The following is a 16,342-nucleotide window of genomic DNA, read 5'->3' as shown; positions in this document are numbered from 1 at the left end:
CACCACGACCGGCAGCGGCACCTGACGTCCCGGGTACTTTGCCCTCACTGCCCGCGCTACCTCCGGCGCCGGCTCCGGCCACGACCGCGGCTCCATCGACACGGGCCCCTCCCACTCCGTGACCGGGAACGAAAAGGACCGGCCACGAGACCAGCCTGCCGCAACGATCAACACCCCGACCAGCACAAACAGTAAATGGGCAACAGGATCAGGCAGTGTCGGCAACGGCACCGATACCCACGCCTGGACCACGTCCCCCAGCCACCCCCAACCTCAAAAAGGCGTAGCAAAGGCGTATGCGTTGGCGGCGGCTTTCGGGGGCGGGGACGTTGAGCACGTCGTGGACCGCTTCGACAGCAACGACCTGGTGGCCATCACCCTGCTCAGTGTCTCCCTCAGGCCACACGGGGCGATGAACCTGCTGACCGACCCCGATGGGAACTGGGCGCGCCTGCTGTCGCTCATCCCTCGTGACGCGCGCTTGGAGAATCCTGGAAGCGATGCGCTTATCGAGGAGGGCGGACCCGCATGGGAGTTGTGGGAACGCCTGGTCGGCACCAAACGGTACCCCAGCAAGCCCGACGGTAGCGGCCCGGTTGTCGCAGGCAAATTGCTGGCCCGCAAGCGTCCCCACCTCATCCCCATCTACGATATCCGCATCAAGGAGCTGTTCGAGCGACCGAAGGTGGACCACTCCTTCTGGGCCGCGCTGGCTGCGGTCCTGCGGGCGGACAACGGCGCCTGCCGGTGCGCTGCTGGCGGCGGCGTTCCTTGTCCTCGGCGTGGCGGCGCGCTTTCTCGGCGGCCTCGGACTCGATACCTTGACGCCATGCTGCGCCAAATGGTCGCGGGCAGCCGATACGAGGGCCTGGCCGATGCCCGCGCCGCGGGCATCGGTATCGACCACGAGCGTCTCCAGGACACCCACCCGCTCGCCCCACTGCCATGAGCCCGGCGACTCAGCGACCCGGACCATCGCGTAGCCCAGCAGGCGATCCCCGCCGCCCGCGGTGAACGCCCGCGTAAGGGGCGACCGCAGCCACTCCACGTACAGGTCGCGCCGCACTCGCCAGGTGTCCTCAGGTGCGCGCATGGGCGCCACGGCCTCCAGGTGACTCCCGACCCGCCGGTGGTGGGCCTGCAATTGGAGCCAGAGCGGCCTCAGGCGGTCGATGTCGCGGGCGGCGAGGACGTCGATCACGGATTCCATGGCACGCAGCCTAGTACTCCAGTGCCAACACCGTTGACTTTGGCCTGGCGGTGACGTGTCAAGGGGGTTGAACGACGCAACGGAACTCCGGTAGATCAACCTTCTGCCAAGAGAGTTGATCAAGGAGTTCCGTTGCAGGGGCAGTCTGTCCTCACCCGCGAGATCGCGGTAGCCAAGGGCGTGTTCGCGCCGGGACACCTCGGGGAGTTGACCCAGGTGGTCGACTTCGCCCTGGTCGATGCGGTACTGGAAGAGACCGGCACGGTCCGGAAGCGGGTCAGGCTGCTGCCCTCGCGGGTGGTGGTGTACTTCGTCCTGGCGCTGGCACTGTTCGAGCGGTGCGGCTACCGAGCGGTGTGGAGCAAACCCGTCGCGAGCCTCGACGCCCTCGCCCTGGTGCGGCCGTGTACCTCGGCGCTGTGCCGGGCACGTCGCCGGGTGGGAGCCGCACCGTTCCAGGCATTGTTTGAGACGCTGGCCGGGCCGGTAGCCGGTTACCCCTTCCTGCTCCGACTCCGGTCCGCCGGAGCGGAGTTTTTGTGCCGGTCCGGGGCCAGGCGCATCCCTCACGGACCCCGCCCGCTACCCCGCCCGCGAACTCGTCGCTCTCTACCACGAGAGGTGGCAGGCCGAGACCACGTACTTCTCGATCAAGGCCACGATGCTGGACAGCCGCGTCCTGCGCCCGCATCGCCCGCAGGAGGTCGAACAGGCCGGTTCCGAGCACGTCCGAGGCGCGCACCTGCCCGCGGACCGCCTCGACGAGGCGTGCGCCCGGGTTGAGCCGGGCGAGGACGCCGCGCAGCCGCTCGGCGGAGGCGCCGTCGACGAGGTCGAGCTTGTTCAGGACGATCACGTCGGCGAACTCGACCTGGTCGATCAGCAGGTCGCTCACCGTGCGCTTGTCGTCCTCGAAGGGGGCGAGGCCCCGCTCGGCGAGTTCGTCGCCGGTGCCCAGCTCGGCCAGGAAGTTGGCCGCGTCCACCACGGTGACCATGGTGTCCAGTCGGGTGAGGTCGTCGAGCGTCGCCCCGTCGTCGCGTGCGAAGGAGAAGGTGGCGGCGACCGGCATGGGCTCGGAGATGCCGCTGGACTCGATCAGGAGGTAGTCGAAGCGTCCCTCCCGGGCGAAGCGGTCCACCTCTTCGAGGAGATCGTCACGGAGCGTGCAGCAGATGCAGCCGTTGGTCATCTCGACCAGCCGTTCCTCCGTGCGTGAGAGGGCGGCCTCGCTGCCGCGCACCAGCGCGGCGTCGATGTTGGTCTCGCTCATGTCGTTCACGATGACGGCGACCCGCAGTCCCTCGCGGTTCGACAGCAGGTGGTTGAGCAATGGGGTCGAACTTCCTGAGGACCAGCCGATCCGGGTTGTTCCGGCGGTTCTTGCGGGTCACGTACGTGTAGCCGGTGTCGGCGGTGGAGCGGAGCTTGATGATCGGGCGTAGTTCGTTGCGAGCCATGCGGGTAGCATACGACAATGATTTCCATTACCGATACGCAGGTGCAGAAAGGCCGAACCCGTATGTCTGCCCACTGCCAACTGACCGGCGCCAAGCCGGTCTTCGGCAAGAAGATCTCCCACTCGCATCGGCGCACCTCGCGCCGCTTCGACCCGAACATCCAGAACAAGCGGTACTGGCTGCCCAGCGAGGGGCGCCACGTGCGGCTGCGCCTGAGCGCGCGCGCCATCAAGACCGTGGACGCGATCGGCATCGAGGCCGCCGTCGCCCGAATCCGAGCCCGCGGGGAGCGTGTCTGATGGCGAAGAAGAGCAAGATCGCGAAGAACGAGAAGCGGAAGCTGATCGTGGCCCGCTACGCGCAGCGGCGCGCCGAACTCAAAGCCGTCCTGGTCTCGCCGAGCACCACGGACGACGAGAAGGCGGCCGCGCAGGCGGAACTCCGCCGGCAGCCCAGGGACGCGAGCGCGACCCGCGTGCGCAACCGTGACAGCGTGGACGGCCGCCCCCGCGGTCACCTGCGCAAGTTCGGCCTCTCCCGCGTCAACGTGCGCGAGCAGGCCCACGCCGGATTCCTGCCGGGGGTGACGAAGTCGTCCTGGTGACGGCCGAAGAGGAGGGGGCGGCACGGGTGTGCCGCCCTTTCCTCTCTTGCTGCCCGCCGCGCCCAGGGCGCTCCGGGCGAGCGCCGGGACCAGGATGTGGCACGGCGCGCGCAAGACGATGCTTAGCCGCGCGTGTAGGTGGAAACGACTACCCCCGGAACGATTGTCGTCACCATCAGGCGGCGACACGTGAACGTGGGGAGGGTATGTGGCGAAGGACGCGCCCCTGTATCTGAGGCCGCGGGTGGAGCCACCGCTCGCCTCACTGCTCGGGGAGGCAAGGCTCCTGCACTCGCTGGTGGACGCGCTCGGCTCACCGCTGAACGTGCTGCTCCCCGAGGTGGTCGCGGAGAACGCCGCACGCTTCCTCTCCGTGTACCGGCGTCACCGCCTCCTCGGCCGGGTGTACTTCGCGCACAAGGCGAACCGGTCCAGCGCCCTGGTGCGGAGGCTGGCCGCGTGCGACCCGGCCGCCGTCGGCGTCGACGTGGCCTCCCTGGGGGAGCTTCGGCACGCACTGGGCTGCGGGTTCACGGGGGACCGGGTGATGGCGACCGGACCCAAGGACCCGGAGTTCCTGTGGCTCGCGGCCCGGGTGGGAGCCACGGTCAACGTGGACTCGGCCGGTGAGCTGCGGCAGTTGGCCGAAATCGTCCGCGGACACGGCCTGAGCAGGACACGCGTACTGGCACGCCTGTCGGGCTTCGAGTCGGACGCCGGGTACGGCGGCGCCGGCACCCGGGTCCTGTCGCGCGGCAGCCGGTTCGGCACGCCGGTCGCCGAGGCCGAGGCGCTGTGGTCGGCGCTGGAAGAGCACACGGACGCCGTCGAACTCGTCGGCCTGGCCTATCACTTGGACACCACCGGCCTGGAGGAGAAGGCCCGCGCCCTGGAGCGATGTGTCCTGCTGATGGACGAGTGCCGGGCGCGCGGCCTGGCACCGGGCGCCGTGGACATCGGCGGGGGGTTCGGCGTCGGATACGTCGCCGAGGCCGCCGAGTGGGAGCGCTGGACCACCGCGCTGAGCGAGGCCGTCCTCGGGGTACGCCCGCCGCTGACCTGGCGCGGCCACGGCTACGGGCTGCGCGCCGAGGGAGGCACGGTGCGCGGCACGGCGGCGCTGTACCCCGCCCACCGGTCCGTCGCCGGGCCCGGCTACCTCGACGAACTGCTCTCCCGCCCCGCCCCGGCGCTGGGCCGGTCGCCGGCCACCCTGCTGCTGGAGCACCTGAACGACCTGTACATCGAACCGGGACGGGCCCTTGTCGACCAGTGCGGGGTGTCACTGGCCCGGGTGCTGGAGGTGCGGCGCACGAGCGACGCTCCGGACCGGTACCTGGTGCGCCTGGGCATGAACGCGGGGGACGTCAGCCTGGAGGAGCACGGTGTGCTCGTGGACCCCGTCCTGCTGCCCCGTGACGGCGCCCCGGGCGAGCCGTACGGTGACGGGACCGGGGGCGACGGTCCGGTCGGGGTCCACCTCGTCGGAAACCTGTGCCTGGAGGCCGACCTGATCACCCGGCGGCTGGTGTACCTGCCGCGGCTGCCGCGCGCCGGGGACGTCCTGGCCTTCCTCAACACCGCGGGATACGTGATGGACTTCCACGCCCACCGCGCGCAACGGCAGCCCGTCGCACGGACGGTGGCGGTCACGCGGGAGGCCGGCACCTGGCGCTGGTGCCCTGACGAGGACTACTGGCCGCTCATACACCCGCAGAAAGGGCCGTCTTGAGGTACGACAGCATCACCGACGCCATCGGCAACACACCCCTGGTCCGCATCGACGCGTCCGTCCACGGACTGCACCACATCGACCTCTACGCCAAGCTGGAGATGCTCAATCCCTTCGGGTCCGTCAAGGACCGGCCCGCCTGGCACATGGCCCGTCCGCTCCTGTCGGAGGCGGCAGGTGGCGACGGCACGGTCGTGGAACTGTCCAGCGGCAACACCGCCAAGGCCCTCGCGCTCCTGGCCGGCCTCAACGGGCTGAAATTCAAGAGCGTGACCAACCGGATGCGCGTTCCCGAGATCAAGGAACTGCTGCTCCTGCTGGGCGCGGAGATCGAGGAGCTGCCCGGGCGGAGCGAGTGTCTGGACCCCACGGACACCGACGATCCGCTGACCCGCTTCCACCAGGCGCTGTCCGAGCCCGGCAGCACCTACCTGCACACCGATCAGTACTTCAATCCGCGCAACGTCGAGGCGCACGCGACCGGGACCGGACCCGAGATCGTCAAGGACCTGGACGGCCGGGCCCCCGACTGGTTCGTCGCCTGCGTGGGCACGGCGGGCTCCTCGACCGGTGTCGCCAAGGTGCTGCGCGAGCACGACCCGCGGATGCGCGTACTCGGGCTGGTCGCCGACAAGTCGGACTTCATCCCGGGCATCCGCACCATCGACGAGGTGCACCAGGTAGGGCTGTTCGACCCGGCGACGTACGACTCCATCGCGTCGGTCACCTCCCAGGAGGCCATCGACGGCATGGTCACACTGATCCGCCGCTGCGGGCTGTTGTCCGGGCCGACCGGAGGCGCGGCCTACCAGGGAGCGGTCCGCCAACTGGCCGCGGTCGACGCCGAACTGGCGGGCACCGGGCGTCGGCAGACCGCCGTGTTCATCGTCTGCGACCGGGCCGAGAGCTATCTGAGCTACGTACGCGACCGTCGCCCGGAGCTGCTCGGCAGGGCACGGCGCGGTCACTCGGCCGCGTCGCTCACCGACACCGAGGTCCGTGCCGAGGCCCGTACCGTCGCCGTCGAGGAGGCGCAGCAGTGGCTGGCCGGGGGCGAACCCCGCCCGCTGGTGATCGACCTGCGCGGTCCGCACGCCTACGCCGCCCTGCACATCGAGGGATCGGCCAACATCGTCGACGAGGTCTTCGAGGAACTGGTGCGGGCCGGGCTGCCGTTCAGCAAGCGCACCCCGGTACTGCTCGCCTGCCCCGTGGGGGAGAAGTCGCTGCTCTACGCGGCACTGCTGACCCGTATGGGCCACCCCGACGTGCGCAGCCTCGCGGGCGGCATCGTGGCCTGGCGGGACGCGGGCGCACCGCTGGTGAGGGAGTGAGCCCGATGCCCGGCGAGATCCCCGGCGACGGCGAGGCCTGGCAGGCCTTGGCGCGCGCCCAGTTCCCCATCCTCACCGCGCACCCGGAGCTGGTGTACCTGGACAGCGCGGCCACCTCGCAGAAGCCGCAAGCCGTCCTGGACGCGGTGCAGACGTATCTGACGACGACGAACGCCAACGCGGGGCGCGGCACCTACCCGTGGGCCAACCGGACCACGGAACTGGTCGAACAGGCCCGTGAGCGGGTCAAGTCCTTCCTCGGGGACCCGGCGCCGGGCCGCTCCACCGTGCTCTTCACCGGCGGGACCACCGAGGGCCTGCGCACCGTCGCCCGCGACTGGCTCACCGGACACCTCACCGACGGCGACGAGATCCTGGTCCCGTTCGCCGACCATCAGGCCAACCTCGAACCGTGGCTGGAGGCCCAGCGCCTGCTCTCCGAGCGCGGCACCGAGGTGCGGGTGCGGCCCCTGCCCCGGCAGGCCTCAGGCGACTACGACCACCGCGCCCTCGCCGAGGCCGTCGGCCCCCGCACCCGTTTCGTCGCCGCGACCCACGTGCACCACGTCTACGGCGGCGACATGAACGTCCACCGCATCCGCGCCGCCGTCGGCGCCGAGGTGCCGATCTGCCTGGACGCGGCGCAGAGCGTCGGCCACCTGCCGATCCGGCTCGACGACCCCGCGCTCGACGTCGACTTCGTCGTCTTCTCCGGGCACAAAACCCTGGCGCTGCCCGGCACCGGGGCGGTGTGGGCGCGCAACACCCGGGGGCCCGCGCTGCGCCCGGTGGGCTGGCAGGGCACCCCCAACACCGTGGGCGTCGTGTCACTGCTGGCGGCGTTCGACTGGCTGGACGCGGTCGGCGTCGACCGTATCGCCGCCCACGTCTCCGGCCTGACCAGCCGCCTGACCGACCGGTTGCGCCGGCTCGACGCCTACGAGGTCCTCGGCTGCCCCGCCAGTCTGGCCGCCGGCTCCGCGCTGCCCGCGGCCCAGCGGCGGCACAGCATCGTCACCTTCCGGCACCGTGACATACCCTCCGACGACCTCGGCTTCATCCTCTTCAGCCACGGTTTCATGGTCCGGGCCGACAGCCTCTGCCAGGCGGGCGCGGACGAGAAGGAGGGGTCCGTCCGGGTGAGCCTGCATGTCTACAACACCGGTGCGGAGATCGACCGCCTGCTGGACGTGCTGGCTTCCTTGGAGTGAATGGCTATTGATAATCGTTTCCACCTGTAGATTACGCGGTAGTCGCAAGATGTGGGAGACGGAAGAGGTGCGCGACCGGTGAGCGTGAGCATGGAGACGGCCAGGACCTGGGTCGAGCGCTGGGAGCGGCAGCAGCAGCGGTACGCGCTGGACCGCGAGGAGCGCTTCACCGTCATCTGTGACGTCGTGGAGCACGTGTGCGTCGACCGCCGCCGGCCGACCCTGCTCGACCTGGGCTGCGGCCCCGGATCTCTGTCCGCCCGGCTCGCCCGTCGGCTGCCGGAGGCGGAGATCGTCGCGGTCGACATGGACCCCATGCTGCTGGAACTGGCGCGCGCGCATCATCCGGACGTCGCGCGCTGGGTGAACGCGGTGATCGGCGAGGACGGCTGGACCGACACCCTCGGCCTGGAGCACGGGCTGGACGGCGCCGTCACGACGACGGCCCTGCACTACCTCCAGGCCTCCGCCCTGCTGAAGACCTACCAGAGCATCGCGGCCCTGCTGCGTCCGGGGGGAGCGCTGATCAACGGAGACCATTTCCCGCCGGACGCGCGCTCCTGCTCCGACCTCACCGCCCACGTGGGGCGCCGTCGGGCCGAACGCGCGGGCGACGGGAGTCACGAGGACTGGGAGTCCTGGTGGTCGGCGGCGGCCGCGGACCCGGAGCTGGCGAACCTGTTCGAGCAGCGTGAGCGCAGTCGCCCGTCGTCCGGCGGTGGAGGCGAGAACTGGCACCTGCCGGTGAGCCGCCACGCCGAACTCCTGCGGGAGGCGGGTTTCAGCCGGGTCACGCCGGTGTGGCAGGTGGGGGACAGCTGCGTGCTGGTGGCCTTGAAGGACTGAGAGTGCCGAACCCGCTCGGTGTTCCGACCTGACCCGGCCCTCACAGGGCGAGGCTCATCAGGATCTCGTCGCGGTCGTCGCCGGGTGCCAGGCGCAGCGCGCCCGGCCACCGTCCCACCTCCGTCCATCCGGCTTTGCCGTAGAAGACTTCGAGCCCCAGGCCGGACCGCACCGTCAGCTTGAGTCGCTCCAGGCCCATCTCCTCCCGCGCGATCCGGCGGACGCGGTGCATCAGCGCGGCCCCGACCCCCGAGCCCCGGAAGCGCACGTGCGTCTGCACGTGGTTCACCGTGCCGCAGTGCCCTTCGAGCGGATGCGCCTCGCGCCGGACGAGCAGCCAGCCTGCGAGGGTGCCGTCGACGGTGGCCACCACGAGCCTGCACTGCTCGGGCGCCAGTTCACCGGCGATCCGGTCCACGGCGGCTTCCGTGTGCGTGGAGGTCAGCGGCGGCAGCGGGCAGTCCGCCGGGATGACCGCCCCGCCGGCGTTGACCACCGCGGCCCAGCAGGCGGCCAGTTCACGTCTCATCGACGAGGGGAGCTCGGACGGCCGGGTGAGCTGGGTGAACGCGGGTGCCGCGACTTCGGATGCTGTCACGCGCATCAGCTTGTCACGGGGGTGCCCTTCAGTACGCCGGCTCTTGCCGCGAGTTGTCGACCGCAGGGCGGTCAGTAGTTGAAGATGGAAGTCGTTTTCGTCTATGGTCTGGTTGTCGTGCCGTCGATGGCGTGCGCGGCTACCGGGGAGGGGCCCTTATGACTTTGTCGGACCAGGCATCCGGACACGAGACAGTCAGTGCGGAGCGGGACCGGTGCGTGGGGGCGGGACAGTGCGTGCTCGCCGCACCCGCAGTCTTCGACCAGGACGACGAGGACGGTCTCGTGCTCGTCCTCGCCGAGCAGCCGCCGGCGTCCCAGTCGGACGCCGTACGCGAGGCCGTGTGGTCCTGCCCGTCCGGAGCTCTCACCCTGCGGTAGTCCTCGGCCGGACCGATCGCTGTCGACGGCGCGACCTGTCCGTACGCGCGGTCGTCGCCCACGGTCACCCGCCCTTGTCCGGGCCTCAGCTCATGTGCCGTGGAGAGCTCCCGGCGCTCGGTTCAGCTTGCAGAACGTTAAGGAGAGACATGTCCAGACAGTTCGACCGTCGTGCCTTCCTCCGTCGGGGCGCGGCGGGTGCCGCGGCCCTGGCGGTGGGGCCCGGCCTGCTGGCCGCGTGCTCCACCGACGAGCCCCGCTCCGACAGGAAGGCCGGAGCGGGCGCCTCGGCCCGCTCGGGCGGCACGCTGCGAGCCGCTTTCGTCGGCGGCGGCGCCTCCGAGTCCCTCGACTTCTTCAACGGCCCCTCCGCACTGGACCTGGTGCGCGCCCGCGCCTGGCACGGCACGCTCGGCAACCTGGACCCGAGCGGGGCCGACGGGGTGCGCTACGGCGTGCTCAAGGGCATCGACATCTCCGACGACCTGTCGACCTACACCCTGCACGTGCGGCCCGGCGTCCGCTTCACCGACGGCTCCGAACTGACCTCCGACGACATCCTGCACTCTCTCAGCGCCCTCGCGGCCAAGAGCACCCTGCCCGTGTACCGGCTCGCCGCCGCCAACTTCGACCTCGCGCGGGCCAAGGCCGACGGTGACCTGAAGGTCGTCCTGCCCACGGTCCGGCCCATCGCCGACGGCCGCATGATCCTCTGTCAGGGCAACTTCCTCGTCGTCAAGAACGGCACGAAGGTCTTCCGCAAGGGCATGCCCAGCTGCGGCCCCTTCCGGCTGACCGAGTTCACCGCGGGCCAGGGCTCGGCGTTCGAGCGCTACGACGACCACTACGGCCACGTGCCCCACCTGGACGGCCTGGAGCTGCGGTCGATCGCGGACTCGACCGCCAGGGCCGGCGCGCTCACCAGCGGCGAGACCGACTTCGCCCACGACCTGTCACCCGTCACCGCGCGCACGCTCGACGACAACGGGAAGGTCGAACTCGTCCCCACGAGTAGCCCCTATCTCGTCGGTCTCTCCTTCCAGATGAACATGAGCGCCAAGCCCTTCGACGACCCCCGGGTGCGGGAGGCGTTCAAGCTCGCCGTCGACCGGCAGGCCATGGTGAAGACCGTGTTCTACGGCAACGCCCAGGTCGGCAACGATCTGCCCGCCATCGGCTTCCCCGACTACGCCGAGGGCCTGCCCCAGCGCGCCCACGACCCGGAGCGGGCCCGCGCGCTGCTCAAGGAGGCGGGGGCGGACGGGATGAAGGTGACGCTGACGACCGGCCCCGAGACGCCGGGCATGGTGGAGATGGCCACCCTCTTCGTCGAGGACCTGAAGAAGGTGGGTGTCCGCGCCTCCGTCAGGGAACTGCCCGCGGGACAGCTGTACGCGGACTTCCCCGCGTACGCGGCGCTGCCGTTGGCCGGCTCCTACCAGATGCCCATCCCCGCCTTGTCGACCTACCAGATGAGCACGGCCGGAGGGTCGCCGTCGGCGTTCGGATGGAAGGAGTCCGCGACCGACGCCCTCGTCGCCAAGGCCCGTGCCGAGAGCGACAGCCGTGAGGCGAAGAGGCTGGGCACCCAGGCGCAGCGCACGCGCTGGGAGGACGGCAACCAGGTGCTGCCGGTCTTCAAGCCGAACCTGAACGCCCAGGCCAAGGGGGTCACCGGGATCCGCGACGACCTCTTCGAGCAGTTCCCCGGCTTCTCCCAGGCGTCGCTGGCGTGAACCTGGCCGCGTTCGTCGGCCGTCGCCTCGTGGGGGCGGCCGTCCTGCTCGTCCTGCTGTCGGCCGTGATCTTCGCGGCGACGGCGGTGCTCCCCGGAGACGCCGTGAGCACGGTCGCGGGAGTCGACGCCTCCAAGGCACAGCGCGCCGACGTCCGGGCCGCACTCGGCCTGGACCGGCCGACCGCCGAGCGGTACGCGGACTGGCTCGCGGGCGCGGTCCAGGGAGACCTGGGCCGTGGTTTCGTGGGGGACCGGCCGGTCACCGAGGTCCTGTCGACCCGCCTGCCGAACAGCCTGCTCCTCGCCGGACTGACCCTCGCGGTCACCGCGCCGCTCGCCACGCTGCTGGGCCTGTGGACCGGTCTGCGCGGCGGCGCCGCCGACCGATTCGTCTCGACGGCCGCCCAGACCCTGGCCGCGGTACCGGAGTTCGTCGTCGCCGCGCTGCTCGTCGCCGTCCTGGCCGTGTGGCTGGAGATCCTGCCGCGGGTCTCCGTCATCCCCCTGGGCGGCACGCCGCTCGACGTGCCACACGCGCTGATCCTGCCCGTACTGACGCTCAGCGCGGTCGGTCTCGCGGTGGCCACCAGACTGCTGCGGGTCTCCGTCGCCGACGTCGTGGCCAGCCCCTACTGCGAGGCCGCACGGCTCAACGGAGTGCGCGGGGTGCGGCTCGCCGTCCGTCACATCCTGCCCAACGCCGCGGCCCCCGCCGTCCAGGCGCTCACCCTCACCACGGGGGCACTGGTCGGCTCGGCGGTGGTGGTGGAGAACGTCTTCGACTACCCCGGGATCGGCCGGGAACTCCAACTGGCCGTTGCGGCACGGGACATCCCCATGGTGCAGGGCATCGCCACCGCGCTCGCCGGGGTGATGCTCATGGTGCTGCTGGCGGGTGACATCTGCGCGCGTCTGCTGGGCGCACGGGAAGGGCACGGACGATGACGACGGTCCTCACCCCACCGGGGGGACGGGTACGCACCGACCGGCCGGGCGCCCCCCGGCGCCGTCGGCCACCGCTGATCACGGGGGCGGCCACCCTGCTCGTCCTGCTGTTCGCCCTGCTGGGCCCGCTGGTCGCTCCGCACAGCCCCACCGCGCAGCTCGCCGCGCCCTTCCAGCAGCCCGACGGCCATTTCCTCCTCGGCACCGACGTGCTGGGCCGGGACGTGGCGAGCCGGGTGCTCGCCGGAGGCCGCACCATCGTCCTCACCGCCCTGGCCGGCACGGCGGCGGCCGGAGCCGTCGGGACGGCCGCCGGCGTACTGGCGGCCCTGGCCTCCCGCCGGCTGGGTGACCTGCTGCTCCGCTGCGTGGACGCCCTCGCGGTGCTCCCCGGCCTCCTGGTCGTCCTCGTCCTGGCCGCGGGGTTCCCCGGCAGCCACGCCGCTCTCGTGGCGGCGGTCGCCCTGGCCACCGCCCCGTTCTCCACCCGTGTACTGCGTGCCGCGGCGGACACCGTTCTCGGCAGCGGGTACGTCGAAGCCGCCCTGGCCCGGGGCGACGGCCGCTGGGCCGTGCTGCGCCACGACGTGCTGCCCAACATCGCAGGACCGGCCCTGATGGACACCGCGCTGCGCCTGGTCGCCTCTCTCCACCTCACCGCCACCGCGGGGTTCCTCGGCCTCGGACCGGGTGGGGCGGCACCCGACTGGGGACGCATGGTGAGCGAGAACGTCCCCGGAGCGACGCTGGCCGCCGCGCCGTTCCTCGCTCCGGCGCTGTTGCTCGTGCTGCTGTCCGTCTGCGTCGGCCTGCTGGCCGGGCGGCTGGCGGACTGGGCGGGACGGGGAGCCGCATGAGCCGCGTGACCGTCAGCCCGTCGGACGCCGGAACGCTCGCCGAGATCAGCGGGCTGACGGTGGGCCCCGCGGCCGGAGGGCCACCCGTCCTGCGCGATGCCTGCCTCTCGGTGCCGGCCGGGCAGGTGCTGGGCGTCACCGGCCGGTCGGGGTCGGGCAAGAGCAGCCTGGCGCACGGCCTGCTCGGACATGTGCGTCCCGGGCTGGAGGTCCGCGCCGGAACCGTCCGGGTGGCCGGCCTCGATCCGTTCGACCGGGCGGATGCTCGCCGGCTGCGTGGCAGGGTCGTTTCCTTCCTGGGGCAGGACCCGGCCTCCTCGCTGAATCCCGCGCTGCGGATCGGCACCCAGATCGCCGAGGCGATACGACTGCGCTCGGCCGTGGCGGGCGGCGAGGGCGTCCGCGCGCGGGTGGAAGAACTGCTGCTGTCCGTGCGGTTGCCGGCCGACAGGAACTTCCGGCGGCGACTGCCCCGGGAGCTGTCGGGTGGGCAGGCCCAACGGGTGGCGCTCGCGCTGGCCTTGGCAGGCCGGCCCCGCCTGCTGGTGCTCGACGAGCCCACCAGCGGCCTCGACCCGGTCCTGGCGGACGGAATGCGCGGTCTGCTGGCCGAGACCCTGCGGGCGGGGGACCGCGCCGCGCTGCTGGTCAGCCATGACCCGGCCTGGCTCGGGTCGGTGTCGGACGACGTGATCCGCCTGGAAGGGGGGCGGATCGGCGGGCGCGGGACGCCGGTCGCGCCGTTGCCCGTCCAGTCGTCCGGCGCTTCCTCGGACGGCGGCTCCCCCGGCGAGGCCCCCCGCGCCACTGCTGCCGGACCCGTCGTTGCCGGCGGGCTCTTCGTGCGGGGACTGCACGCCGTCCACGGGCGGTCCGCCGTGCTGCACGATGTCTCCCTCACCGTCTCGGCAAGCTCTTGCACCGTCGTCGTGGGGGCGTCGGGGTCGGGGAAGACCACCCTCGCCCGATGCCTTGCGGGACTCCATCCGAAGGCGGCGGGGAGCGTCGAGTGGCGGGACGACGGCACGCCACGCGGGCGTGCGGCTCCGGTGCAACTCGTCGCGCAGGACGCCCGCGGTGCCCTCAACCCGCGCGAGTCCGTGGGCGCCGCGCTCGTCCGCCCGCTCAGGGGAGTGGGAGGCAGGTCGGCGCGGGACGCGTCCGACGAAGCGGTGCGGCTGCTGGGGCTGGTCGGACTGGACGAGGGCGTACGGGGACGCCGACCGGGGGAGTTGTCGGGGGGCCAGCGGCAACGCGTGGCACTGGCGCGGACGCTCGCCGCCGGGCCGCGTGTCCTCGTCTGCGACGAGATCACCTCGGCGCTCGACCCCGAGACGGCGGGCAGAGTCCTGGACCTGCTGGACGAGCTGCGGCGGACGCTGGGCCTGACCGTCGTCATGGTGACGCACGACCTGGCCGCCGCGGCCTCCCGCGCGGACATGGTCGTCGTCCTGGACGAGGGCCGGGTGGTGGAAGCCGGCCCGGCCGACCGCGTCCTGGTGAACCCGGAGCACGCCGTCACCCGGAATCTGCTGGCCCATGAGGGCGGTCCGGTCCTCACCGTGCCGAAGTAGGCGCGGTTGAAGGGCTTCACACGGTGGGCCGGAGGGGCACCCGGCACAGAAGCGGGCGCCCCTCCGCGCCGCGCGTCACCGGCGGAGCAACTCCCGCGCCAGCGTGGCCTTGTCGACCTTCCCGACGGCGGTGAGCGGAAGGCCGGACACCTGGACGACCTCGTCCGGCGCCTTGTACTCGGCGAGTCCGCGCTCCTTCAGATGGGCGGCCACCTCCCGCACGCCGGGAGCCTCGCCGTCGCACACCACGAAGGCGACGGTCCGCTCGCCCCGGCGCTCGTCCAACACACCCACCAGCGCCGCCGCGGTGATCGCCGGATGCACGAGCAGCTGCTCCTCCACCTCGACCGCGGCGATCTTCTCGCCCCCGCGGTTGATCTGGTCCTTGATGCGGCCCACCACCACGAGGTGTCCGGTCGGCAGCCGCCGCACCACGTCGCCGGTCCGGTAGTAGCCGTCCGGGGTGAACGCCGTGCGGTTGTGCTCCTCGGCGCGGTAGTAGCCGCGCAGCGTGTACGGGCCCCGGGTGAGCAGTTCACCCGCCGCCCCGTCCGGCACGGGCCTGCCGTCGGCGTCCACCACCACGATCTCGTCGTCCGGCGAGACGGGACGGCCCTGGGTGGCGCAGACGAGGTCCTCGGGATCGTCGAGCCGGGTGAGGTTGATCAACCCCTCCGCCATGCCGAAGACCTGCTGCACGGTCACCCCGAGTGCCGGGCCGAGCTTCCGGGCCTGCTCCTCCGGCAGCCGGGCCCCGCCCACCTGCACCACGGCGAGGCTGCCGAGGTCCCAGGAGCCGGAGGCGGCCTCGTCCACCCAGTGGGTGACGAGCGGAGGCGTGAGGGAGGTCAGCGTCACGCCCTCCCGCTCGACGAGCGCGAACGCCGTCTGCGGGCTGGGATCCGGGGCGACCACGAGCGTGCCGCCGGCCAGGAGGGTGCCGAGTACACCGGGGCAGGCGAAGGCGAAGTTGAACCCGAGCGGCAGCACCGCCAGATAGACGGTCTGGTCGTCGAGGGCGCAGACCTCGGCGCAGGCGCGGGCGTTGTACGCGTAGTCGTCGTGGGTGCGCGGGATGAGCTTGGGAAGGCCCGTGGTACCGCCGGACAGCAGCAGCAGGGCGACGTCGCCGGGGTCCGCTCCGCCGTCGTCGGCACCCGTCGTCGGCAGGGCGGCGTCCGGCGCGGCGCGACCGGGTGAGGAGGGAGAGGCCGCCCGCAGCGCCTCGAAGGAGACGAATCCGTACTCCTGACCGGGATCGCCGACCACGACGACGGTCCGCGGCGAGCGGCTCGGCTCGTGTTCCGCCCGCACCGCGCGCATCAGCTCACGGTAGTCGAAGCGTGCGTGCCGGTCGGGCACCACACAGGCCACCGCGCCCGACACGCGTACCAGATGACCGATCTCCCGGCGCCGGTGGCCGGGCATGGCGTGCACCGGGACCGCTCCGAGGCGCTGCAGGCCGAACCAGACGAGCACGAACTCGGCGCGGTTGGGGAGCTGGACCACGACGCGGTCGCCCCGCCCGACGCCGAGCCCGCGCAGTCCGCGGGCGACGCGGTCGGCTTCGGCGTCCAGGTCCGCGTAGGTCCACCGGCGGTCCCCGTCGACCAGGGCGACACGGTTCCCGTGGTCCGCCGCCGCCCGGCGCAGACGTGCGCCGAAGGTGACTCCCTCCCAGTGGCCGGCGGCCCGGTAGCGCGCCGATTCCGCCTCGGACCAGGTGTGTTGAGTCTCGGTCATGGGGTTCTGCCTCTCATTGCCGGGCCGCGGGCTCTGGCGCCGCGACCCCTTGTGTGACTACGATGTGTGAGTATAGAAATGAAAATCATTTCTATCTAGGGTGGGCTTCG

The 16,342-nt window shown here is 71.8% G+C and carries 14 protein-coding genes and 4 pseudogenes; 13 read left to right on the top strand and 5 right to left on the bottom strand.

Annotated features, from left to right (window positions below; genetic code table 11):
* Positions 1-118: 118 nt before the first annotated feature.
* Complete coding sequence (locus JK364_RS51035) at positions 119-949, top strand: DUF6308 family protein (protein WP_307841675.1); 831 nt, start codon at positions 119-121, stop codon at positions 947-949.
* Here JK364_RS51035 and JK364_RS58340 read toward each other — a convergent pair.
* Positions 881-1,093 (bottom strand): annotated as a pseudogene (locus JK364_RS58340) (hypothetical protein); the annotation flags it as partial. The gene JK364_RS51035 and the pseudogene JK364_RS58340 sit on opposite strands and share 69 nt — an antisense overlap.
* 297 nt (positions 1,094-1,390) lie before the next feature.
* Between JK364_RS58340 and JK364_RS58335 the strand changes: the two are divergent.
* A pseudogene (locus JK364_RS58335) lies at positions 1,391-1,621 on the top strand (transposase domain-containing protein); the annotation flags it as partial.
* Positions 1,622-1,805: 184 nt separating this feature from the next.
* Here the strand turns inward: JK364_RS58335 and JK364_RS56470 are convergent.
* Positions 1,806-2,543 (bottom strand): annotated as a pseudogene (locus tag JK364_RS56470) (GTP-binding protein); the annotation flags it as partial.
* Positions 2,536-2,670, bottom strand: a pseudogene (gene rpmG, locus JK364_RS56465) (50S ribosomal protein L33); the annotation flags it as partial. The pseudogenes rpmG and JK364_RS56470, both read right to left, overlap by 8 nt.
* A gap of 62 nt (positions 2,671-2,732) precedes the next feature.
* Here rpmG and rpmB point away from each other — a divergent pair.
* The 6 genes from rpmB (at position 2,733) to JK364_RS50990 (ending at position 8,397) form a co-directional block, all read left to right on the top strand.
* Complete coding sequence (gene rpmB, locus JK364_RS51015; RefSeq protein ID WP_201858326.1) at positions 2,733-2,969, top strand: 50S ribosomal protein L28; 237 nt, start codon at positions 2,733-2,735, stop codon at positions 2,967-2,969.
* Positions 2,969-3,274, top strand: a complete 306-nt coding sequence (rpsN, locus tag JK364_RS51010) for a 30S ribosomal protein S14 (RefSeq protein WP_161164142.1) — start codon at positions 2,969-2,971, stop codon at positions 3,272-3,274. Before rpmB ends, rpsN begins: the two co-directional genes overlap by 1 nt.
* A gap of 208 nt (positions 3,275-3,482) precedes the next feature.
* A complete protein-coding gene (locus JK364_RS51005) occupies positions 3,483-5,006 on the top strand; it encodes a Y4yA family PLP-dependent enzyme (protein WP_201858325.1) in 1,524 nt (507 codons plus the stop codon).
* Positions 5,003-6,340: a pyridoxal-phosphate dependent enzyme gene (locus JK364_RS51000; RefSeq protein WP_201858324.1), complete on the top strand. Its 1,338-nt coding sequence runs from the start codon at positions 5,003-5,005 to the stop codon at positions 6,338-6,340. Before JK364_RS51005 ends, JK364_RS51000 begins: the two co-directional genes overlap by 4 nt.
* A gap of 5 nt (positions 6,341-6,345) precedes the next feature.
* Positions 6,346-7,551, top strand: a complete 1,206-nt coding sequence (locus JK364_RS50995; protein ID WP_201858323.1) for an aminotransferase class V-fold PLP-dependent enzyme — start codon at positions 6,346-6,348, stop codon at positions 7,549-7,551.
* 78 nt (positions 7,552-7,629) lie between these two features.
* Positions 7,630-8,397 carry a class I SAM-dependent methyltransferase gene (locus JK364_RS50990; RefSeq protein ID WP_201858322.1) on the top strand — a complete coding sequence of 256 codons (768 nt, stop codon included), beginning with the start codon at positions 7,630-7,632 and terminating at the stop codon, positions 8,395-8,397.
* 40 nt (positions 8,398-8,437) lie between these two features.
* Here JK364_RS50990 and JK364_RS50985 read toward each other — a convergent pair whose 3' ends face one another.
* Positions 8,438-8,926 (bottom strand): GNAT family N-acetyltransferase, encoded by a 489-nt coding sequence (locus tag JK364_RS50985; protein ID WP_201858329.1) that lies wholly within the window; start codon positions 8,924-8,926, stop codon positions 8,438-8,440.
* A 227-nt stretch (positions 8,927-9,153) separates the two neighbouring features.
* On the opposite strand from JK364_RS50985, the gene JK364_RS50980 reads away from it, so the two are divergent.
* The 5 genes from JK364_RS50980 (at position 9,154) to JK364_RS50960 (ending at position 14,489) form a co-directional block, all read left to right on the top strand.
* On the top strand, positions 9,154-9,375 hold the full coding sequence (locus JK364_RS50980; protein ID WP_201858321.1) for a ferredoxin: 222 nt from the start codon (positions 9,154-9,156) through the stop codon (positions 9,373-9,375).
* A 149-nt stretch (positions 9,376-9,524) separates the two neighbouring features.
* Positions 9,525-11,111 (top strand): ABC transporter substrate-binding protein, encoded by a 1,587-nt coding sequence (locus JK364_RS50975; RefSeq protein ID WP_201858320.1) that lies wholly within the window; start codon positions 9,525-9,527, stop codon positions 11,109-11,111.
* Entirely contained in the window at positions 11,108-12,058 is a 951-nt protein-coding gene (locus JK364_RS50970; RefSeq protein WP_201858319.1) for an ABC transporter permease, read from the top strand. The genes JK364_RS50975 and JK364_RS50970 overlap by 4 nt, the downstream gene beginning before the upstream one ends.
* Complete coding sequence (locus JK364_RS50965; protein ID WP_201858318.1) at positions 12,055-12,915, top strand: ABC transporter permease subunit; 861 nt, start codon at positions 12,055-12,057, stop codon at positions 12,913-12,915. Before JK364_RS50970 ends, JK364_RS50965 begins: the two co-directional genes overlap by 4 nt.
* Positions 12,912-14,489, top strand: a complete 1,578-nt coding sequence (locus JK364_RS50960) for an ABC transporter ATP-binding protein (RefSeq protein ID WP_201858317.1) — start codon at positions 12,912-12,914, stop codon at positions 14,487-14,489. Before JK364_RS50965 ends, JK364_RS50960 begins: the two co-directional genes overlap by 4 nt.
* A 75-nt stretch (positions 14,490-14,564) precedes the next feature.
* Here the strand turns inward: JK364_RS50960 and JK364_RS50955 are convergent, their stop codons facing one another.
* Positions 14,565-16,232: a (2,3-dihydroxybenzoyl)adenylate synthase gene (locus JK364_RS50955; RefSeq protein WP_201858316.1), complete on the bottom strand. Its 1,668-nt coding sequence runs from the start codon at positions 16,230-16,232 to the stop codon at positions 14,565-14,567.
* Positions 16,233-16,342 lie beyond the last annotated feature (110 nt).

The sequence above is a fragment of the Streptomyces endocoffeicus genome (assembly GCF_016741935.1).
Classification (GTDB): domain Bacteria; phylum Actinomycetota; class Actinomycetes; order Streptomycetales; family Streptomycetaceae; genus Streptomyces; species Streptomyces endocoffeicus.
Note: the sequence above shows the minus strand (reverse complement) of the source record. Positions and strands in the feature narration are given on the sequence as shown.